This window comes from Sphingomicrobium nitratireducens, assembly GCF_026157035.1.
GTDB lineage: Bacteria > Pseudomonadota > Alphaproteobacteria > Sphingomonadales > Sphingomonadaceae > Sphingomicrobium > Sphingomicrobium nitratireducens.
The window spans coordinates 1,289,523-1,310,545 of sequence record NZ_JANJZA010000001.1 but is presented as its reverse complement, the minus strand read 5'-3'; the positions used below and the strand labels follow the sequence as shown (position 1 = coordinate 1,310,545).

Annotated in this window: 20 protein-coding genes; 11 read left to right on the top strand and 9 right to left on the bottom strand. The window is 67.0% G+C overall.

Annotated elements, in window-relative coordinates; all coding sequences use genetic code 11:
• Positions 1–40: 40 nt before the first annotated feature.
• A complete protein-coding gene (locus NNY25_RS06805; protein ID WP_265570593.1) occupies positions 41–478 on the bottom strand; it encodes a DNA polymerase III subunit chi in 438 nt (145 codons plus the stop codon).
• Between the two features lie 13 nt (positions 479–491).
• On the bottom strand, positions 492–1,955 hold the full coding sequence (locus tag NNY25_RS06800) for a leucyl aminopeptidase (protein WP_265570592.1): 1,464 nt from the start codon (positions 1,953–1,955) through the stop codon (positions 492–494).
• Between the two features lie 179 nt (positions 1,956–2,134).
• Between NNY25_RS06800 and NNY25_RS06795 the strand changes: the two genes are divergently transcribed.
• From NNY25_RS06795 to rsmA, 4 genes are all read left to right on the top strand, one after another.
• A complete protein-coding gene (locus tag NNY25_RS06795; protein ID WP_338112482.1) occupies positions 2,135–4,291 on the top strand; it encodes an LPS-assembly protein LptD in 2,157 nt (718 codons plus the stop codon).
• Between the two features lie 65 nt (positions 4,292–4,356).
• Positions 4,357–5,709: a peptidylprolyl isomerase gene (locus tag NNY25_RS06790; protein WP_265571503.1), complete on the top strand. Its 1,353-nt coding sequence runs from the start codon at positions 4,357–4,359 to the stop codon at positions 5,707–5,709.
• Complete coding sequence (gene pdxA, locus NNY25_RS06785; protein WP_265570590.1) at positions 5,709–6,737, top strand: 4-hydroxythreonine-4-phosphate dehydrogenase PdxA; 1,029 nt, start codon at positions 5,709–5,711, stop codon at positions 6,735–6,737. Before NNY25_RS06790 ends, pdxA begins: the two co-directional genes overlap by 1 nt.
• Complete coding sequence (rsmA, locus tag NNY25_RS06780; protein WP_265570589.1) at positions 6,734–7,552, top strand: 16S rRNA (adenine(1518)-N(6)/adenine(1519)-N(6))-dimethyltransferase RsmA; 819 nt, start codon at positions 6,734–6,736, stop codon at positions 7,550–7,552. The genes pdxA and rsmA overlap by 4 nt, the downstream gene beginning before the upstream one ends.
• Here rsmA and NNY25_RS06775 read toward each other — a convergent pair.
• The 5 genes from NNY25_RS06775 to NNY25_RS06755 are packed head-to-tail and all read right to left on the bottom strand — an operon-like array spanning position 7,549 to position 13,238.
• Entirely contained in the window at positions 7,549–8,043 is a 495-nt protein-coding gene (locus tag NNY25_RS06775; RefSeq protein ID WP_265570588.1) for a tetratricopeptide repeat protein, read from the bottom strand. The two genes, rsmA and NNY25_RS06775, sit on opposite strands and share 4 nt — an antisense overlap.
• A gap of 26 nt (positions 8,044–8,069) precedes the next feature.
• Positions 8,070–9,248: an RsmB/NOP family class I SAM-dependent RNA methyltransferase gene (locus tag NNY25_RS06770; RefSeq protein ID WP_265570587.1), complete on the bottom strand. Its 1,179-nt coding sequence runs from the start codon at positions 9,246–9,248 to the stop codon at positions 8,070–8,072.
• Between the two features lie 9 nt (positions 9,249–9,257).
• On the bottom strand, positions 9,258–10,727 hold the full coding sequence (gene guaB, locus NNY25_RS06765; RefSeq protein ID WP_265570586.1) for an IMP dehydrogenase: 1,470 nt from the start codon (positions 10,725–10,727) through the stop codon (positions 9,258–9,260).
• A 43-nt stretch (positions 10,728–10,770) separates the two neighbouring features.
• Positions 10,771–12,348, bottom strand: a complete 1,578-nt coding sequence (locus NNY25_RS06760) for a M28 family peptidase (protein WP_265570585.1) — start codon at positions 12,346–12,348, stop codon at positions 10,771–10,773.
• A 50-nt stretch (positions 12,349–12,398) separates the two neighbouring features.
• On the bottom strand, positions 12,399–13,238 hold the full coding sequence (locus NNY25_RS06755) for an HpcH/HpaI aldolase/citrate lyase family protein (protein WP_265570584.1): 840 nt from the start codon (positions 13,236–13,238) through the stop codon (positions 12,399–12,401).
• A 56-nt stretch (positions 13,239–13,294) separates the two neighbouring features.
• Here NNY25_RS06755 and NNY25_RS06750 point away from each other — a divergent pair, with 56 nt between their 5' ends.
• From NNY25_RS06750 to NNY25_RS06740, 3 genes are all read left to right on the top strand, one after another.
• A complete protein-coding gene (locus NNY25_RS06750) occupies positions 13,295–14,251 on the top strand; it encodes an SPFH domain-containing protein (protein WP_265570583.1) in 957 nt (318 codons plus the stop codon).
• Positions 14,252–14,255: 4 nt separating this feature from the next.
• Positions 14,256–14,720 carry an NfeD family protein gene (locus NNY25_RS06745; protein WP_265570582.1) on the top strand — a complete coding sequence of 155 codons (465 nt, stop codon included), beginning with the start codon at positions 14,256–14,258 and terminating at the stop codon, positions 14,718–14,720.
• 89 nt (positions 14,721–14,809) lie between these two features.
• Positions 14,810–15,190, top strand: coding sequence for a DUF3597 domain-containing protein (locus NNY25_RS06740; RefSeq protein WP_265570581.1), 381 nt, complete (start codon positions 14,810–14,812; stop codon positions 15,188–15,190).
• Here NNY25_RS06740 and NNY25_RS06735 read toward each other — a convergent pair.
• Positions 15,187–15,645 carry a hypothetical protein gene (locus NNY25_RS06735; protein WP_265570580.1) on the bottom strand — a complete coding sequence of 153 codons (459 nt, stop codon included), beginning with the start codon at positions 15,643–15,645 and terminating at the stop codon, positions 15,187–15,189. The genes NNY25_RS06740 and NNY25_RS06735 overlap by 4 nt on opposite strands.
• Before the next feature lie 43 nt (positions 15,646–15,688).
• Positions 15,689–17,296 carry a phosphoenolpyruvate carboxykinase gene (locus NNY25_RS06730; protein ID WP_265570579.1) on the bottom strand — a complete coding sequence of 536 codons (1,608 nt, stop codon included), beginning with the start codon at positions 17,294–17,296 and terminating at the stop codon, positions 15,689–15,691.
• 149 nt (positions 17,297–17,445) lie between these two features.
• Between NNY25_RS06730 and NNY25_RS06725 the strand changes: the two genes are divergently transcribed.
• Genes NNY25_RS06725 through rapZ form a run of 4 tightly spaced genes read left to right on the top strand, consistent with a single transcriptional unit; the run spans position 17,446 to position 21,023 of the window.
• Positions 17,446–18,177, top strand: coding sequence for a response regulator transcription factor (locus NNY25_RS06725; protein WP_265570578.1), 732 nt, complete (start codon positions 17,446–17,448; stop codon positions 18,175–18,177).
• A complete protein-coding gene (locus tag NNY25_RS06720; protein ID WP_265570577.1) occupies positions 18,146–19,717 on the top strand; it encodes a sensor histidine kinase in 1,572 nt (523 codons plus the stop codon). The genes NNY25_RS06725 and NNY25_RS06720 overlap by 32 nt, the downstream gene beginning before the upstream one ends.
• A complete protein-coding gene (locus NNY25_RS06715; RefSeq protein WP_265570576.1) occupies positions 19,714–20,148 on the top strand; it encodes an HPr kinase/phosphorylase in 435 nt (144 codons plus the stop codon). Before NNY25_RS06720 ends, NNY25_RS06715 begins: the two co-directional genes overlap by 4 nt.
• Positions 20,145–21,023 carry an RNase adapter RapZ gene (gene rapZ, locus NNY25_RS06710; RefSeq protein ID WP_265570575.1) on the top strand — a complete coding sequence of 293 codons (879 nt, stop codon included), beginning with the start codon at positions 20,145–20,147 and terminating at the stop codon, positions 21,021–21,023. Before NNY25_RS06715 ends, rapZ begins: the two co-directional genes overlap by 4 nt.

Genomic DNA, 21,023 nt, shown 5'->3' with positions numbered 1-21,023 from the left:
TACTGCTGCGTGCAAGTCGTAGCAGATCTCGGCCCGCGCCTCACCCCTTCTCGGTCCAGCGGCCTTCCTCGCGCGCCCAGTAATGCCGCTCGACACCCTCCTCGCGTCCGAGCGAGCGCCACGCCTCTCGCGCAGCATCGAGGCTGGAGCCGTCGAAGATGTAGAAGACGCGGTCGAACTGAAGCGCAGGCGCACGCCACTCGCCATCGACAATGGCGATGTTACGCGCGCGGTTGGCCGCCACGGTACGGGTCGACAGCAGGATCGGCTGGTGCTGGTCGTGCGGGCCGCCCTCGCTGCCATGGGCAAGGAAGCTGGCCTCGCCTTCCTCCCACAGCTGCCGCCCGAGCGCGCCGATTTGCGCTTCGTCGTTCGAGACGACCAGCAGGCGCTGCTGCTGGTCCATCAGCCGCGCGGCGATGGCGGCGAGGATCGACGCGGCAGGCTCGCCCGCCAGCTGGTAGAAGTCGACCCGCACCGCCTGAAGCGCCCTAGCCTTCGACTTCCTCGGCGATGAACGCGTCGAGCAGGCGCACGCCATAGCCCGTCGCACCCTTGCCGTAGGTGGTCTTGTCCTTGTCGGACCAGGCCATGCCGGCAATGTCGAGATGCGCCCACGGCGTGTCGTTCTCGACGAAGCGCTGGAGATATTGCGCTGCGGTGATCGACCCGGCCTCGCGCGGGCCGATATTCTTCATGTCGGCGATCGGCGTGTCGAGCAGGCGGTCATAGGCCTCCGCCAGCGGCTGGCGCCACAGCAGGTCGCCCGACGTCTTGCCCGCATCGAGGAGATCGTCCGCCAGGTCGTCATTGTTCGAGAACATGCCGGCATATTCGTGGCCGAAGGTGATCACCATCGCACCGGTCAGCGTCGCGAGGTCGATCATGCGCGCTGGGTTCAAATTCTTCTGCGACCAGGTGATGCAGTCGCACAGCACCAGGCGGCCCTCGGCGTCGGTATTGAGCACCTCGACCGTCTGCCCGCTCATCGTGGTGAGCACGTCGCCCGGGCGGATCGCATTGCCGTCGGGCATGTTCTCGACGAGGCCGCACACGCCCACGACGTTCGCCTTGGCCTTGCGCTGCGCCATGGTGTGCATCGCGCCCGCGACCGCGCCGGCGCCGCCCATGTCCCACTTCATCATGTCCATGCCGGGCCCGGGCTTCAAAGAGATGCCGCCCGTGTCGAAGGTCACGCCCTTGCCGATAAAGACGGTCGGCTTGTCGCCCTTCTTGCCGCCGTTCCACTTCATCACCAGCAGCTTGGGCTCCTTGACCGAGCCCTGCGCGACGCCGAGCAATGCGCCCATGCCGAGCTTTTCCATCTCGGCCTGGCCCAGCACCTCGATCTCGAGGCCGTTACCCTTGTTCCATTCCTTGACCCGCTCGACGAAGGTCGCGGGGTAGATGATGTTGGGCGGCTCGGCGACCAGCTCGCGGGTCAGCGACGTGCCCTCATAAACCGCCTTGTAGCGATCTTCCCACAGGTCCTGCGCCCCGTCGGCGGCCCCGACGATGGTGACCGTCTGGAGGCTGACCTTCTGCTTGTCCTTTATCTTGGTGCGATGCTTGTCGTAGCGCCAGCTGCGCATCGCCGCACCCAGCGCGAGGCGCGCGGCGCCTTCGGCATCGAAGCCTGCATCCGACAGGTCGATCACCGCCTGGGTCTCTCCCGAGGTCATCAGCCGCGCCGACACGCGCGCACCGGCGGCCTCGGCATCCTCGGCCTTGCCCTTGCCGATGCCGACGACGAGCAGGCGGCGCCCGTCCTCGCCCGCGAGATAGGTTTCCGCCGCAGTCCCCTTCTTGCCCTCGAAACGCTGGCGCTCGAGCGCCTTGCGCGCGGCAGCGGCGTCCCCGGTCAGGCTGTCGAGGCGCTTGTCGTCGCAGCCCTTGGCGGGGAGGACGAGCGCGTAATCGCCCGAGGGGCGGGACGAGGCGAACTGGATCTGCATGAAAGCCACCTTTGGTCTTCTTGGATACTGGGTCGGTGCGCCTCTTAGGATGGCTTGCCCCAAAAAGGCAAAGGCGGATTGCCCGCGCCCCCCTTAGCTGCAATAGGCTCGGGAGCATGGGCAGGACGGGCAAACCATTGCGCTGGATGGCGGGAGTGGCCTTGGCCTCGTTGTGCGCCGTGCCCGCGCACGCCCTGGCGCAGGAGGCGCCGCCACCGCTTGCCGCCGACGATATCGAGTTCAGCGCCGACACGGTCGCCTACGATGCCGAACAAGACATCGTCACCGCGACCGGGCGGGTGCGCATGAACCGCGACGGCTATTACCTCGCTGCCGACGAGGTCGTCTGGAACCGCATCACCGGCGAGGTCTCGGCGAAGGGCAACGTCGTCGCGGTGGGCCCGTCGGGCGACCGCGTGATCGGCGACACGGTTCTCCTCACCGAGGATCTTCGCACCGGCAGCGTCGACAATCTCCTGCTCGCGCTCGAGAGCGGCGGCCGCCTGGCCGCGCGCACGGCCTCGCGCGTCGCCGGCCAGCTCGTTCTCGAGAACACGGTCTATTCGCCGTGCCCGCTGACCGACGCGGGGGGCTGCCCCAAGAATCCGAGCTGGAAGATCACCGCCGCGCGCGTGTCGCGCAACGAGGAGGACGGCTCGCTCCGTTTCGAGGGCGGACGCCTCCATTTGTTCGGCATCTCGCTGCCGCTGCTTCCCGTGTTCAACGTGGGGGATCCCACCCGCCTCGGCGGCGCGACCGGCGCGCTAGTGCCCGACATCTCGATCAGCGGCATCAACGGGGTCGAGCTCGCCTTCCCCTATTACTGGCGCATTGCCCCCAATCGCGACTTCACGCTGACCCCCCACGTCTTCACCGAATCGCTGCCGGCGCTCGAGGGCCGCTTCCGCCATCTCGGCGAGGTCGGCGCGTTCCAGGCCGGCGCATTCGTGACCTATGGCGACATCGACAATCCCGACCCCGACGCCCCCAACAAGACCCTAAAGGAAAGCATCCGCGGCTATTTCGAGGCCAATGGGCGCTACCAGTTCGACCCGTGGTGGCGCGCGACCGGATCGATGCGGCTGGCCACCGACAAGACCGTCACCCGCCGCTACGACATCACCCGCGACGACCGCCTGCGCAATTTCGTGATGGCCGAACGGATCGGCGTGAACAGCTACGTCTCGATCGCCGGCTGGGCCTTCCAGGGGCTGCGCGTCAACGACGAACAGGACGAGATCCCGGTCGCTCTCCCCGCGATCGACGCGCGCCTGCGCCTCGCCGATCCCGTTCTTGGCGGCAGGATCGAGCTCCAGGCCAACAGCCTCGCCATCCTGCGCGCCGACGGCCAGGACACGCAGCGCGCCTTCGCGGGCGCGCGCTGGGACAATCGCTACCTGACCTCGATGGGCCAGGAACTGACGCTCACCGCCTATGGCCGCGCCGATGCCTACCATACCGACGAAAGCGCCAAGACCGCGACGGCCATCTATCGCGGAGAGGATGGCTGGCACTTCCGCGGACTGGGCGCGCTTGCCGCCGACCTGCGATGGCCGCTGATCGGGGAGGCGTTCGGAGGAACCCAGCGCTTCATCCCGCGCGTCCAGCTGGTCGTCAGCCCGCCCACCCCCAACCTCGTCATTCCCAACGAGGACGCGCGCGCGATCGATCTCGAGGATTCCAACCTGTTCGCGCTCAACCGCTTCCCCGGCTACGACCGCTGGGAAGACGGCAGCCGCATCACCTACGGCATGGAATGGATGCTCGACCGGCCCAACATGTCGATCCGTTCGGTGATCGGGCAGAGTTTTCGACTGAGCCGCGCGCCCGACATCCTTCCCGACGGGACCGGTCTCACGGACAAGTTCTCGGACATCGTCGGGCGAACCCGCTTCCGCTTCGGTCGCATGATCGACTTCACGCACCGTTTCCGCGTCGACAAGGACAATCTCGCCATCCGCCGCAACGAAGTCGACCTGACCGTCGGCACGACCGAGACCTATGCCCAGATCGGCTACCTGCGCCTCAATCGCAACATCGACCCCGCCGTCGAGGATCTGCGCGACAAGGAGGAGCTGCGCCTTGCCGGCCGGGTAAAGTTCGCGCGCTATTACTCCGTGTTCGGCGCGACCGTGCTGGACCTTACCGGCAAGGACGAGGACCCGCTCTCGCTCGCCGACGGCTTCGAGCCCGCACGGCACCGGATCGGGGTTTCCTACGAAGACGACTGCCTGGAGCTTGGCCTGAGCTGGAAGCGGGACTATGAACGCATCGGCGATTTCCGTAAGGGTTCGACATTCGCGATCCAGTTCCGCCTGAAGGGATTGGGCCGCTAAGCCGGTGTTCAGGGTTCTTCCCTCAAAAAACCGAACGAATTGAACGACAAGGATATGTGTTGGCGATGATCAAGAGCTGGAAAAACGCGTTTCTGACCGCGGCCGGAATGGGCCTTGCCGCTTCCGCTGCCACGGCCGCGATGCAGGATGCCCCCGAGCAGGAGCGCACCTACAGCGCCGCCGATGCGCTCGCGCTGCCCGACAATCCGCAATTGTTCGGCAAGGCCCTGCCCTCGGTCGTCAAGGCGACCGCGATCGTCAACGGCGAGGTCATTACCCAGACCGATATCGACGAGCGCGTGGCCTTCATGCTGCTCGCGTCGGGCGCCGAGCCGTCCGCGGAGGAAATCGCCGACCTGCGCCAGCAGGTGCTGCGCAACCTGATCGACGAGATGCTCCAGATCCAGGCGGCCAAGGCCGAGGAAATCGAGATCCGCGAAGCCGAGGTCGAGCAGACCCTGGGTCGCATCGCGGCCGATTCCAACCGTACGGTCGAACAGCTCGGCCAGCTTCTCGTCGAAAATGGCAGCTCGCTCCAGTCGATGCGCCAGCAGATTCGCGGCGAGATCGCCTGGGGCCGCCTCCAGCAGGCCAAGATCGAAAGCTTCGTTTCGGTCGGCGACGAGGAAGTGCAGGCGGTAATCGACCGGCTGAACGCCTCGAAGGGCACCACCGAATATCGCGTCGGCGAGATCTTCCTGTCCGCCACGCCCGCCAATTCGGCGCAGGTCCGCGAGAACGCGCTTCGCATCCTCGACGCGCTGCGCGATGGCGGCAGCTTCGTCGCCTATGCGCGTCAATATTCGGAAGCCTCGACCGCTGCGGTAGGCGGCGACCTCGGCTGGGTCCGTCCCGAACAGCTCCCGGCCGAACTGGCCCGCGCGCTCGGCGAGATGCAGGCCGGGTCGGTCAGCATCCCGATCCAGATTCCGGGTGGCTTCTCGATCCTTGCCGTGCAGGACACGCGCACCATCCTGACCGCCGACCCGCGCAACGCCGTCCTCAGCCTCAAGCAGGTGACCGTGCCGATCGCGCCGGGAACCAGCGAAACGGCGGCCAACCAGCTTGTCGATCGGTTCGCCGATGCCGCCGCTTCGGTCGGCGGATGCGGCGGTGCCGAGAAGCTGGCGGCCGACTTCGGCGGCCAGGTAGTCAGCTCCGATGCGGTGCCGATGAAGGACCTGCCCCCCGCGCTGCAGCAGATGATGCTGGAAATGCAGGTCGGCCAGGCCACCCGCCCGTTCGGGTCGCTCCAGGACGGCGTTCGCGCGCTGGTCCTGTGCGGCCGCGAGGAGGAGAAAGCCGGCATGCCCAGCTTCGACCAGGTCCAGGCCCAGCTCAACGACGAGCGCGTGAACCTGCGTGCCCGACGTTACCTGCGCGACCTGCGTCGCGACGCGGTCATTGACTATCGCTGATGCCGCATCGCCCCATCGCGGTGTCTCTGGGCGATCCCGCCGGGATCGGGCCCGAGGTTACCGCGAAATGCTGGCAGGACGCGCGTAGGCTCGACCTTCCTCCGTTCGTCGCGATTGGCGACCCGCGTTCGGTCGAAGCCGTCTGGGACGGCCCGATCGCGCTGGTCGACGATCCCGCCGATGCACCGCAGGCCTTCCCCGAAGCGCTGCCGTTGCTTCCGGTCCGCGCGACCGAGCCGGTCGTCCCCGGTCAGCCCAGTGCCGCGGGCGCGCATTGCGCGCTCGACGCGCTCGAACTGGCGGTAGGCCTCGCGCGCACCGGTTCGGTCGGCGCGGTCGTCACCGGCCCGGTCAGCAAGTCGCAGCTCTACGCGATCGGTTTCACGCATCCCGGACAGACCGAGTTCGTCGCCGAGCGCTGCGGAATCGCGAAGTCGAATGTCGCGATGATGCTTGCAGGCCCGACCCTGCGCGCCGTGCCGGTCACCACCCACATCCCGCTTGCAGACGCGTCGGAAGCGCTCAACATCGATCTCATCGTCGCGCGCGGGCGCTGTGCGCTGCGCGGTCTCATCCGCAATTTCGGGATCGAGAACCCGCGCCTTGCGGTGGCCGGCTTCAATCCCCACGCTGGCGAAGGCGGCGCACTCGGGCGCGAGGAGATCGACATCATCGTTCCCGCGATCGAGCGGCTGCGAGAGGAAGGCTGGGACGTCGTCGGCCCGCTCCCCGCCGACACCATGTTCCACGAACGCGCCCGGTCTCGCTACGACGCCGCGCTCGCCATGTATCACGACCAGGGCCTCATCCCCTTGAAGGCGTTGCATTTCGACGAGGGCGTCAACATCACGCTCGGCCTCCCGATCATCCGCACCAGCCCCGATCACGGGACAGCGTTCGATATCGCGGGCCAGGACCGCGCCGAACCGACCGCGATGGCGGCCGCCATCCGCGTCGCGCGCGATGCCTTCGAAAACCGCAATATCCTCGCCGATTCGGGGCTGACCGGGATGGCCGTCGGCAAGTGAGCGCGCTCGAACCGCTGCGCGAGGTGATCGCCCGCCACGGGCTGTCCGCCTCCAAGGCGCTCGGACAGAACTTCATCCTCGACCGGCAACTGCTCGCGCGCATCGCCGCCATCCCGGGCGATCTTGCGGGCAAGACCGTGTACGAAGTCGGTCCGGGCCCGGGCGGCCTCACCCGCGCGCTGCTGGACACCGGCGCCCACGTCACGGCGGTCGAACGCGATCCGCGCTGCGTGCCCGTCCTTGAAGAGCTGTCCGCCGATTTCTCGGGCACCTTCCGCTACATCGCCGGCGACGCGCTCGAGATCGACGAGGCCGGCGAACTCGGGACCGGCGTCCACATCGTCGCCAACCTGCCCTACAATGTCGGAACCCTGCTCCTCACGCGATGGCTCGACAGCGAGACCTGGCCGCCATTCTGGTCGTCGCTCACGCTGATGTTCCAACGCGAGGTCGCCGAGCGCATCGTCGCGTCGCCCGGTGACAAGGCCTATGGCCGCCTCGCCGTCCTCGCCCAGTGGCGCTCGGTCCCGAAGATCGCGATGCACCTAAAGCGCTCGGCCTTCGTCCCGCCGCCCAAGGTCGCCTCCGCTGTCGTCCATATCGTCCCCGGCGACGCGCCTGAAGGTGTCACCCCGCAGGCCATCGCCAAAGTCACCGCCGCCGCCTTCGGGCAGCGCCGCAAGATGTTGAGACAGTCTCTCAAATCCCTGCCGGAAGCGCTTGAAGCGCTGGTAGGGTTGGGTATCGACGAAACCCGCCGCGCGGAAACGCTCAGCGTTGCCGATTACGTCGAGCTGGCGCGCACGATCGCCTAGTTCGCCTTGGGCTTTTCGCCGGTCTGCGCGGCCGCCATCGACGGCCCGCTGCGCAGCTTGCCATCGAGCCGTCCGAGCGGATCGCAACCCGTGGGACACAGCTTGGCCAGCTTGTCGCGATTGGCCTTGGCGCGATCCATCGCGCCCAATTCGATCATCGCTTCGCCCTGAACGCCGAGCGCATCGCGGTCGGTCGGTTCAAGGACCAACGCCTTGCGAGTCATCGCGATCGCCTGCCCGTATAGCTTCTGGTCGATCGCAACACGCGCCATCTCGACGAAGGCCGCGCGATTGGCGGGATCGGCGACCAGCGCCGCCTCGAGAGCATCGTCGGCCTCGACCAGCTTGCCCGCCGCGCGCAACGCCTTGCCCTTTTCGAGCAGTGCCGCCGAACGCGGATCGGACTTCATCGCCTGCTCGCTCGCCAGTGTCGGAACCGACACGGTCGAGGCAGCGAGGCCGAGGGCCAGAGCGAGCGGGGTGATGCGCATGACAATCTCCTTGAACGTCCACATGGCTAGCATGCGCGTCGCAACGTGGCGACGAAAAATCCGTCGGTTCCGTCATGGCCTGGCGTCAGCAAGCGTCCGCCTCCTTCGGTTCGTCCGACGAAATCGAGCACATCCTCGCAAGTCCAGCCTGAATGGCGGCTGAGGAATGCTTCGACTTGGCCCGCCCCCTCGCGCGTCAGAAGCGAACAGACCGCGTAGGTGATCCGCCCGCCCGGCTTCACGCACGGCGCGGCGAGGTCGAGCACGCGTGCCTGCGTTTCGGCCAATCGGTTGAGCCGCTCCGGCGTCAGCCGCCAGCGCCCCTCGGGATTGCGCCGCCACGTTCCCGACCCGCTGCACGGCGCATCGACAAGGACGAGGTCGCACTGTCCGTCGAGCGGCGCCAGCGCCTCGGCCTCGCGCGGCGGATCGAGCAGCAATGTCTCGATCGGCGCCCCCGCCCGCTCGGCGCGCGGCGCGAGCGCGGACAGGCGCTGCAGGCTGACATCGCTTGCAACAATCCTTGCGCCCGGTGCCGCGGCGGCCAAAGCCAGCGCCTTGCCCCCTGCCCCGGCGCACAGGTCGAGCACGACCTCGCCATCCTCGGGCGCAGCGGCGAGCGCGACCAGCTGGCTGCCCTCGTCCTGCACTTCGACCTCGCCGACGCGGTAGGGCTGGCTGTCGTCGATCCGCGTATCGGCCGAAAGGCGCAGGCCCCACGGGCTGTGCGGAGTCGCCTCGGCTCCCTCGAATGCAGCCAGCATCGCTTCGCGATCGGTCTTTGCGACATGGACGCGAAGATCGAGCGGCGCACGTTCGACCAGCGCGGCCCATTCCTCCTCGCCCACGTGCGGCGACAATTCTGACTGCAACCACTCGGGCACGACCGAGCTGTCGGCAACGCCCTCCCCCTCGGCGATCGGCGCGGGCCCGTGCGTACTGCCGTCGAACAATGCCGCCAGATCCGTGTCGTCCGAGGCCAGCGCGACCATCGCCGCGCGCCCGTTCCCGGGACGCTCGCCGCTGTGCCGGATCGCGCGGAACACAAGTTCGCGCACCGCGCGCCGGTCCTTCGAGCCGGCATAGCGCCGCGTCTTGAAATAGCCGCGAACGATCGCGTCCGCCGGCGGCCCGTTGGCCACTGCCGACGCGATCACCTCGTCGAGGATGTCGATGGCGGCCTGGACGCGGGCGGAGGGCGTCATGTCCTGCGCCTAGCGGGTCGGGTAGTTGGGCGCCTCGCGCGTGATCGCGACGTCGTGCACGTGGCTTTCCGAGAGGCCCGCATTGGTGATCCGCACGAATTGCGCGCGCTCTTGCAGATCGGCGATCGTCTTCGAGCCGGTATAACCCATCGCCGCCTTCACGCCGCCGACCAGCTGGTGGACGATGTCGCGCACGTGCCCCTTGTAGGGCACCTGGCCCTCGATCCCCTCGGGAACGAGTTTCATGTGATCCTTGATGTCCTGCTGGAAATAGCGGTCGGCCGAGCCGCGACTCATCGCCCCGACGCTGCCCATGCCGCGATAGGCCTTGTAGGCGCGTCCCTGGTAGAGGAACGTCTCGCCCGGCGCTTCCTCGGTCCCGGCGAGGAGCGAGCCGACCATCACGGTCGACGCACCTGCCGCGAGCGCCTTGGCGATGTCGCCCGAAGTGCGGATGCCGCCGTCGGCGATCACCGGCACGCCCGCCTTGGCTGCGCCTTCGGCCGCGTTCATTACCGCCGAAAGCTGCGGCACGCCGACACCTGCAATCACGCGTGTCGTGCAGATCGAGCCCGGCCCGATACCGACCTTGATCGCGTCCGCGCCTGCGTCGGCGAGCGCCTTGGCCGCTTCGCCGGTGGCGACGTTGCCCGCGATGACCTGGACATTGCCCGAGGCCTTCTTGACGCGCTCGACCGCCTTCGAGACGTCGACATTGTGCCCGTGCGCGGTGTCGATGACGATGCAGTCGACCCCGGCGTCGATCAGCGCCTCGGCGCGCTCGAACCCCTTGTCGCCCACGGTCGAGGCCGCCGCGACGCGCAGCCGCCCGACCTCGTCCTTGGTCGCATCGGGGCTGGCGACCGCCTTTTCGATGTCCTTCACCGTGATGAGGCCGGCGAGCATCCCGTCCTTGTCGACCACGAGCAATTTCTCGATCCGGCGCTGATGGAGGATGCGGCGCGCCTCTTCCTCGTCGGTACCGATCGGCACGGTCGCGAGGTCCTCGGCGGTCATCAGTTCGCTGATCGGCTGCTGGGGATTTTCGGCAAAGCGCACGTCGCGGTTGGTGAGGATGCCCGCCAGCTTGCCGTTGCCCTCGACGATCGGGATGCCCGAAATGCGGTTCGACTTCATCGTCTCGAGCGCTTCGGCGAGCGTCTGGTCGGGACGCATGGTGATAGGCTCGACCACCATCCCGCTCTCGAACCGCTTGACCGCGCGCACCGCGGCCGCCTGTTCCTTGACCTTCATGTTGCGGTGAAGGACCCCGATCCCGCCCATCTGCGCGAGCGCGATCGCCATGTCGGCCTCGGTCACGGTGTCCATCGCCGCCGACAGAAGCGGGATGTTGAGCGTGATCGCGCGGGTCAGCTGCGAGGAGGTGTTCGCCTCGCTCGGCAGCACGGAGGATTCGAGCGGTTGGAGGAGGACGTCGTCGAACGTCAATCCCAAGGGAATGTCTTTGTGTCGGGCCATCCCGCCCTCTTGCAGAAAGGGCGCGATTCGCCAAGGGGGCAGGTCAGAATTCCGGGTGTCGGTGATGATGCCCGTCGGCCGCCGGAAGTCGCGCCACCATCTGCGCACGCTGGGCACTGTCCGCCGAGGCGAACAAGGCGGGCGTCGCCCAGCGCCGCACCAACGCGACGTAGAAGGGAATATCGGTCGCTGCCCCGCCCAGTTCGAACCCGGCGTGCACTTCGTCATTGGGGCGATGGTAGCGGTTGGCGAAATAGGCGTTGTAGGCGCTTGTCACGGTAAATCCGCTCGAGGGAAGCACGGTGGGAATTCCTGCCTCGAGGAAGGCCCAGCCATCCTGGCGCTGGAGATAGAGGCTCGTCTCCTGTCCCGGGGCGAGCGTAACGCCCGCGGCAGAGGCCGCGGCCTGCAAGCTCTGGTCAAGCCCTGCCACGCCCCAGCCCACGACCGCGACCGGCGTTCCTGCCGGGTTTAGCGCGAGTGTGTCGACATTGAGCGCGGCGTGGATGGTCGAGGCCGGAACGGGCGGGTTGGCGGCGAAATAGCGCGCGCCGATAAGCCCCATCTCCTCGGCCGTCGTGGTGAAAGCGTAGACAGAACGCTCGAGGGGGTCGCTCTCGGCAATGCGCTTTGCCGTCTCGAGCAAGGCTGCCACACCCGATGCGTTGTCGACCGCGCCGTTGCAGATGCGGTCGGCGCTGCCGGGGCGCCCGCACGTGCCGAGATGATCGTGATGCGCAAGGATGACGACCGCGCCTGCGGATGCGTTGGTGCCGGGCAAAACGCCCGCCACGTTGCTTCCACTGATCGCTACCTCGTCAGCGACCGCTTCCAGCGTTCCGTTGCCGATCACGCCATTGGCAGAGCGGAACGCGGCTAGCGTGGTTCCGAGCGCGGACAGGATCGCATTAGTCGTGTCCGGCCCCACGATCGCGACCGTCTCGAATGCGGGAGGTGTCCCGTCATCGAGTTCGAAGCGGCCGCGGCCGAGCACATATTCGATCTGCGCGAATGCACTCGCGCTTGTGAACATCACGACGACGGCATCCGCACCGCGATCCTGCGCGGTCTGGTAGAGCGCGCTGAAGTTCTCCACGCCTTCGATCAGCGCGACCTGCCCGCTCATGTTGGCCGGGATGTCCGCAGCGGTATCGATCGCGACGAGCGGACGGTTGTTCCACTGCAGTGAGCCGGCGCTGGTGCGGTAGAGATAGGCATCGTTGCGCGCCGTGTCCGAGCCGCCGATCGTCAATTCGAACGAAACCGGCTGCCAGCCCCGCAATGGCACCGGCTGGACCCACTGCGCCCCGAACGCCGGCTCGAACCCGTAGGACTGGAGCTGCGAGACGACATATTGGCGCGTCTTGGTTTCGCCCGCGCTCCCCGGGAAGCGGCCGCCATAATCGTCGCCCGACAGGATCGTAATGTGACCCTTGAGCGCCGCCTCGGTGGCCGCGACGGCCGGCGACGGGGTCGGAGCGGGCGCAGGAGACGGGGCCGGCGCGGACGTTCCCCCGCCCGAGCTGCCGCCCGACCCGCCACCACCGCCGCACGACGCCAGCGAGAGGTATAGTGCCAACGCGACAGTGGACCGGATGCTCGAATTGCGACCCTCGACCATCGTCTCGCCTCCAACGCTACAAGTCGACACCGATGCGGCCATGCGCCCCGCTAAACGTCGCCGATCCGCGCCAGCAGCCGCCGTGCGGAAGCGACGTGCATCGCCTCGACCATTTCGCCTTCGAAGCTGATAGCACCGATCTGCGCCCCTTCCCCGGCGGCTTCGACGAGACGGCGCGCCCGTTCGATATCGGCGGCGGACGGCATGAACGCTTCCTGGCACGGCGCAATCTGGCTGGGGTGGATGAGCGTCTTGCCGTCGAAGCCCATCGCCCGGCTCTCGGCGGCCTCGATGGCGAACCCGTCCGGATCGTCGAGCCGGTTATAGACGCCGTCATAGGCGGCGATCCCTTTCGCGCGCGCCGCCAGCAGCACCTGGCTGATCGCATGCCGCATCGGCGCGCGCCCCGCGCCCGACGGAAGCCGCAAGTCCGCGGCAAGGTCGTTCGTTCCCACGATGAGCGCCGCCGCGATCGAGGCGATCTCCTCTGCCGCGAGCACCCCGCGCGCTGTCTCGATCATGGCAGCGACCGGCTGGCTCGCCTGCACTGCGACCGCTTCGACCTCGTCTGGCGAAGACACCAGCGGCACCACGATCATGTCCGCGTTCGACGCGCAGGCCGCGGCAAGATCGGCCGCGTGCCAGCGCGTGCCCGGCGCGTTGATGCGAATGGCGACCGGCATCGGCCAGTCCTCCGCGACCGCGTTGACCGCGGCCTCTCGCGCCAGCTCCTTGTCGTCCACCGGCACCGCATCCTCGAGGTCGAGGATTGCCATGTCGGCCGCGCTGCCACGCGCCTTGGCGATCGCCCGCTCGCGCGAGGCGGGCAGGAAAAGCACCGCTGGTCGGTCGAAAAGCACCGCGCGTTGTCCGATTTTGCTTCCTGTCACGGCGCTCCTTTTGCATCATGTTCCCCGACAGATGGAATTTATTCGGGGGAAGCCTGATGGAATATGTGTTGGCGGCAATCGTTTTTTTCGTGGTGCTCTATGTGATCTCCGCGATCAAGATCGTGCGCCAAGGGTATCGCTATACGATCGAGCATTTCGGGCGGTTCACCCGCACCGCGACCCCCGGCTTCAACTTCGTCCCGCCGATCTTCTATCGCGTCGGCCACAAGATCAACATGATGGAACAGGTGGTCGACATTCCCGGCCAGGAGATCATTACCCGCGACAACGCGATGGTGTCGGTCGACGGCGTAGTGTTCTTCCAGGTGCTCGACGCCGCCAAGGCCGCCTACGAAGTCTCCGACCTCTATTCGGCGATCATGGCGCTTTCGACCACCAACCTCAGGACCGTGATGGGTTCGATGGATCTCGACGAGACCTTGTCCAAGCGCGACGAGATCAACGCGCGCCTCCTGTCGGTGGTCGACAACGCGACCGAGAGCTGGGGCGTCAAGATCACCCGCGTCGAACTCGCCGACATCCGCCCGCCCGCCGATATCGTCAACGCGATGACCCGTCAGATGAAGGCCGAGCGCGAGAAACGCGCCGCTATTCTCGAGGCCGAAGGCCAGCGCGCGTCGGAAATCCTGCGCTCGGAAGGCCACAAGCAGTCGGCGATCCTCGAGGCCGAAGGCGAGCGCGAAAGCGCCTTCCGCCAGGCCGAGGCACGCGAACGCATGGCCGAAGCCGAAGCCAAGGCAACCGAGCTGGTCAGCCAGGCGATCGCAAGCGGCGATGCACAGGCGATCAACTATTTCGTCGCGCAGAAATATGTCGAGGCGATCGGCAAGTTCGCGACTTCGCCCAACGCCAAGACGATCCTGTTCCCCGTCGAGGCGACCCAGCTGATCGGCTCGCTCGGCGGAATCGGCGAGATCGCCAAGGAGGCGCTCGGCGACCATGTCGTCAAGGCCAGCGCGGTCGGCTCGGTCCCGGTCGCTAAGAAGGACTGAGCCGGTGGGGTTCGCCGATCTCGACGCCGGGACGTGGTGGCTGATCGCAGGCGTACTGCTGCTCGCACTCGAGTTGCTCGCGCCCGGCGTGTTCCTGGTCTTCATCGGCGCCGCGGCGCTCGCGACCGGCGCCTTCACGCTGTTGTTCGGCCTAGACCTCGCGCCCCAGCTTGGCCTGTTCGCGGTCTACACCGCGCTGTCGGTCTATATCGGTAAGAAGATCTACGCCCGCCCCGTCCATGACGAGAGCGACGGGATGCTCAACGAGCGCGCCGCCCAGCTGGTCGGGCGCAAGGTGACCGTCACCCGCGCGATCGACCACGACATGGGCCGCGTGAAGATCGGCGACAGCGAGTGGAACGCCCGCGGCAGCCTCTCCGCGCTCGAAGGCGACAAGGTGGTCGTCTCGGGCGTCGAGGGCAATTGCGTAATCGTCGAAGCCCTGCCCGCCCTACCTGGCACCGACTGAGTCCGGAATCGACTGAGCCGGAACCGACTGAAACGGAACATCGCCCCTCCTTGTTCGCTGGTCAGGCAGACAGTGAAGGGAGAGTATCGATGGGCATTTTCAGCAAGATCAAGGACGCGATTTTCGGCAAGAAGGCGCGCGCCAATCCCAATGACGGCGTCATTCTCGGCAATGCGCCGACGGGCGGCCTGGGCGCCGGCGATGCGACCGCGCAGACCGTCGACGTCGAAGCCGTTCTCGAGGACAAGTATGAACGCGCCGGGCAGGACCTCAACTGGCGCACTTCGATCGTCGACCTGATGAAGCTACTCGACCTCGATTCCAGCTATGACAATCGCAAGGAACTTGCGCAGGAAATGGGTCGCACCGACTATTCGGGCAGCGCCGAGGACAATATCTGGCTGCACAAGCGCGTCATGCAGGAACTCGAGCAGCATGGCGGGCGCGTACCCGCCTCGCTGAGGGACTAGGGCAGCGGATTGAGGTCGGGCGCGACGAACCCTCGTCGCGCCTCGACGCTCATCAGCCGCTGCGGGCTGTAGAAGCGCAGCGGCCAGTCGCGCTTGCCCATCGGGGATAGCAGCAACTCGTTGACCAGTTCGTGCACCGGTCGGTCGCGGTCCGCTTCCGACAGGAACAATCGCACGCCAGCCAGGAACGCCTTGGTGATCGTATCGTGATAGCCCTGAGTATCATCGTTCACCCCGCCCACGCTTTCGTTGAAACGGCGGATGAGGCCGGGCAACTCGGCGTCTAGGTCGAGTTCGGGATGCTTGAGCAGCAGCCAAGTCGTCGCGGCGAGATGCGCCTCGTGCGTCCATTCGGGGCGCTCGAGCGTGCACGCCAGCAGCCCCTCGCCGAGATGCTCGATCTCGGACTCGGATTCGAACAGGCGCGGTGAAAATTCAGTCTTGGGGTCGGTCATCGGCCGGGTCCTCTTTTCAAGACCCGGCCATGTCCCGGGTCGGTCAGGCGGCGGCGGTCTGCTTGGGGCCCGCCTCGCGTACGCCTTGGTCGACATGCTCCGCGAATTCCGCGAAATTGGCGTTGAACAGGTCGACCAGCTTGGCCGCGGTGCGGTCGTAGTCGTCCTTGTCGTTCCACGTCGTGCGCGGATCGAGAATGCCCGTATCGACGCCCGGCACTGCGACCGGCACTTCGAAGCCGAAGTTCGGGTCCTTGCGGAACGTCGCGTCGTTGAGCGAGCCGTCGAGCGCGGCATTGAGGAGCGCGCGCGTCGCCTTGATCGGCATGCGGTGGCCCACGCCGTACTTGCCGCCCGTCCAACCGGTGTTGACCAGCCAGCAGGTGACGTTGCCCTCGGCAATGCGCTTCTTTAGCAGGTTGCCGTAGACCGACGGATGACGCGGCATGAACGGCGCGCCGAAGCAGGTCGAGAAGGTCGCTTCGGGTTCGGTCACGCCGATCTCGGTGCCCGCCACCTTGGCGGTATAGCCCGAGAGGAAGTGGTACATCGCCTGATCGGGCGTCAGCCGCGCGATCGGGGGCAGCACGCCGAACGCGTCGGCGGTCAGCATGATGATGTTCTTCGGCACCGGCCCCATATTCTCGTCCGACGAATTGGGGATATAGTCGATCGGATAGGCGCCGCGGCTGTTTTCCGCGAGGCTCGGATCGTCGAGGTCGAGCAGGCGCGTGTCGGGATCCATCACGACATTTTCGAGCACCGTGCCGAACTTCTTCGTGGTCGCGTAAATTTCGGGTTCGGCCTCTTCCGACAGGCGGATCATCTTGGCGTAGCAACCGCCCTCGAAGTTGAAGACAGCCGTGTCCGACCAGCCATGCTCGTCGTCACCGATGAGCGTGCGGTTGGGATCGGCAGACAGGGTCGTCTTGCCGGTGCCCGACAGTCCGAAGAAGATCGCGGTGTCGCCGTCGGGGCCGATATTGGCCGAGCAGTGCATCGGCATGATGCCCTTGGGCGGCAACAGGAAGTTCAGGAGGCCGAAGACGCTCTTCTTCATCTCACCGGCATACTTGGTGCCGCCGATGAGGATCAGCTTCTTCTCGAGGTTGACTGCGATCACCGTCTCGGTGCGGCAACCGTGGCGCGCGGGGTCGGCCTTGAAGCTCGGCAGGTCGATGACCGTATATTCGGGTTCGAAGCCGGGCAGCGCGTCGGCTTCGGGGCGCACCAGCATCGTGCGGATGAACAGGTTGTGCCACGCCAGCTCGTTGATCACGCGCACCTTGACGCGGTGCTCGGGCTGCGAGCCGCCATAGAGGTCTGCGACGTAAAGCTTGTCCTTCTTGGCAAGCTCGGCCTGGAAATCCTCCCACAGGCGGTCGAAGGCGTCCGCGTCCATCGGGACGTTGGACTTGCTCCACCACACGTCGCCCTCGGACGTGGCGTTGCGCACGACGAAGCGGTCCTTGGCGGAGCGGCCGGTGTGCTGCCCGGTTTCCACGACGAGCGGGCCGTGGCGGGCGAGAAGACCTTCCTTGTTGGCCAGCGATTCTTCGACCAAGGGCGCGGTGGTGAGGTTCCAGTGCAGCGTGGCCTGGGTCGAAATTCCCTGCTTGTCCAACGTGTAAGCAGGCGTACGATCGTTCACGTCCGGTCCTCCCGAGGAGTTGAAAAGGAGCAAGCTGCCCCCGTTGCTGGCCGCGCTATAACTGCCTTGTCCTATCGGGTCAAAGCCGGTCGGGCCGCTTGTGTAACGCTTTTCGCGCGGTTAAGTCCCATGGCGATGAGGGCCTCGGCATGACTTCTTCCACGAACCATGTGATCGCGCTCGTCGACGACGACCGCAATATCCTCACCTCGGTCTCGATCGCGCTCCAAGCCGAAGGCTTCATCACCCGCGTCTACACCGACGGGGCGAGCGCGCTGAAGGCGATCCTCGACGATCCGCCCGACCTCGGCGTGTTCGATATCAAGATGCCGCAGATGGACGGGATGGAGCTGCTGCGCCGCGTACGCGAGCAGAGCGCGATGCCGGTCATCTTCCTCACCTCCAAGGACGACGAACTCGACGAGGCGTTAGGCCTCGCGATGGGCGCCGACGACTATATCGCCAAGCCCTTCTCCCAGCGCCTGCTGATCGCGCGCATCCGCGCCATCCTGCGCCGCCAGGACCTCGCGGCGGGCAACGGCAAGACCGAGACTGTTGGCGACAAGGACGAGGACGTCCAGCCCATCGAGCGCGGCCGCCTCGTCATGGATCCGGCCCGCCACAAGGTACGCTGGGACGGCAAGGACGTGACGCTGACGGTCACCGAATTCATGATCCTCGAGGCGCTCGCCCACCGCCCGGGCGTGGTCAAGTCGCGCAACCAGCTGCTCGACGTCGCCTACCAGGACGACGTCTACGTCGACGACCGCACGATCGACAGTCACATCAAGCGCATCCGGCGCAAGTTCCGCGGCGTCGACGGTGAGTTCGACGCGATCGAGACCCTTTATGGTGTCGGATATCGTTTCGGAGAGGAGTGAGGGACTGCGGCTGGCCTGGTCGGGCCGCTGGTCTCTCAAGCGCCGCATCCTCGCGGTCAACGTCATCACGCTCGTCACCTTCGCGCTCGCGATCCTGTTCCTCGACAGTTACCGTAACCGCCTGCGCGAGGAACGCGTCGCGCAGCTCGCCGCGCAGGCCAATGCCGCCGCCGCCGCGGTCACCATGTCGCCCGACGGCGCCTGGCCCGCCTTGCTCTCGGCGATGGCGGGGCCCGGCGGGCCAAGATTCCGGCTCTACGACGCGGACGGCACGCGCCTTGCCGACAGCTGGTCGATCGCGGGGCCGACCTATCGGCTGCGCGATCCCACCGCGCAGGCCTTTACCAAGGACATCGCGCGCGCACTCGACCGCGGCTTCAACTGGTTGACCGGGGACCCCGTCGCGGAAGAATTCGTCGAACCCTTGCCGGACCGCCTGTCGGCCTGGCCCGAGGGATTGGAGGCGCGCACCACCAGCGCGCCCGTGACCCGCGTGCGCGATGCGCCCGAGCGCACGCCGGTCTTTTCCGCCGCCGCACCGGTCGCCGGCGAGGAGATGGTGCTGCTTGCTACCTTCAACGACCGCGCCTTCACCCGCACACTGCGCTCCCAGCGCGCCTCAATCGCCGCCGCCATGGCCATCGCCACCCTGCTCTCGGTGCTGCTCTCGCTGTTCCTCGCGCGCACCATCGCGCGTCCGCTTCGCCACATCGCGCTCGCCGCCCAGCGGGTACGCCTCGGGCGCTCGCGCGAGGTCAACGTCCCGCGCCTGCCCTCGCGCCGCGACGAGATCGGCACGCTGGCGCGCGCGGTCAGCGACATGAGCCAATCGCTGCGCAACCGCATCGACCAGATCGAGGCGTTCGCCGCCGACGTCACCCACGAACTGAAGAACCCCCTCGCCTCGCTCAGGAGCGCGGTCGACGGGCTGGAGCGGATCGAGGACCCCGCCTTGCGTCGCCAGCTGCTCGACGTGGTCCAGCAGGACGTTCTCAGGCTCGATCGCCTGATCGGCGACATCTCCGAGGCCGCGCGCACCGATGCCGAGCTTGCCCGCGCCCAGTTCGAGCCGGTCGACATGGGCGACCTCGTCGGCCAGTTGGTCGGCGCCTGGGCGACCCGGCGCGAAACCGGTAATGCCCGCTTGGTCTATGCGCGCCCGCAGAAGGCCAGCGTGATGGTCGAGGGCGACCCTTCCCGCCTCGCCCGCGCGGTCGACAATCTGATCGACAACGCGATCAGCTTCTCGCCGCCCAGGGGCCTCGTCGAGGTGAGCGCGATGCGCGTGGGCGACAAGGTCCGCGTGCAGGTGCGCGACGAAGGCCCCGGCGTCCCGGCGGAGCGCCGCGCCACCATCTTCAACCGCTTTCACTCGATCCGTCACGGGCAGGAGGATTTCGGCCAGCATTCGGGGCTGGGCCTTGCCATTGCCAAGGCCATCGTCGACGGCCATGACGGCTCCATCGACGTCGGCGATCGTCCCGACGGCGGGACGGGCGCCTGCTTCACCATCACCCTGCCCGCGCTGGAGAAGGCATGAGCAAGCTCAGCACCGAGAATATTCACGCCACCACCGTCGCGCGCGGCGACCGCGCGGTGGTCATCGGCGGCCCGTCGGGCGCGGGCAAGTCCGACCTCGCGCTCCAGTTGATCGACCGCGGTTACAAGCTGGTCGCCGACGACCAGACCCTGCTTCGCCGCGACAAGGACCGGCTGTTCGCGTCCGCGCCGCCCTCGATCAGCGGAAAGATGGAAGTGCGCGGGCTCGGGATCATCGAGCTAGCAAGCCGCGAGGACGTGATGGTCGCGCTCTACGTCGACCTGTCCGCTCCGCCCGATCGGCTCCCGGAGGAGGGCGAGAGGGAAATGCTGTTCGGCTGCGCCCTGCCGCGCCTTCGGGTCGATCCCAAGGGCACGTCCGCCGCGATCAAGATCGATATGGCGCTCGACCGCATCGGGCTGGAACCGTGAGCGAAAGCCGCCGCCTTCTTGTCGTCACCGGCCTTTCGGGAGCGGGCAAGTCGACCGTGCTCGACACGCTCGAGGATTGGGGCTGGGACGTGGTCGACAATCTTCCCCTCGCCCTGCTTGCGGCCTTCGTCGCGGGAAGCGAGAGCGACACGCCGCTCGCGGTCGGGATGGACATGCGCAGCCGCGGCTTCGATCCAGCCTGCGTGATCCACGACCTGCGCGAGGTGGCGGGCGCGGACGTCGAGATCCTCTATCTCGACTGCGCCGAAAGCGAGCTGGCCCGCCGCTACGATTCCACGCGCCGCCGTCATCCGCTCGCCTCGGAAGGCGGCGCCGAGGAGGGGATCGCGCGCGAACGCACGCTCACCGCGCCGCTGCGCGAAGCCGCCGACTCGCTGATCGACACGACCGATTACTCGCCCGTCGCGCTCCGTAACGAGCTCAAACGTCGCTACAGCGAGGCCGACGGCGACCCGACGGTGACCTTCAAGTCGTTTGGATTTTCGCGCGGGCTGCCGCGTGCCGCCGACCTCATGTTCGACATGCGTTTCGTCAAAAATCCTTATTGGGAGCCGGAATTGCGACTGTTGACCGGCCGCGATGCGGACGTGCGCGCCTTCGTCGAAGCCGATCCCGGCTGGGCCGAGACCGTCGAACGGATCGAAACATTGCTGGATGACCTCATTCCGCGCTATTGGGCCGCCGGCAAAAATTATCTAACGGTCGCGTTCGGATGCACGGGGGGACGTCACCGGTCGGTCGCTGCTGCCGAGGCCATGGCCTCGCGGCTGGAGGCGAAGGGCCACAAGGTGACGGTCAGGCATCGCGACCTTGCCGAAAGCGCGCCGTCGGAATCGACCGGGTCGGCGCCATGA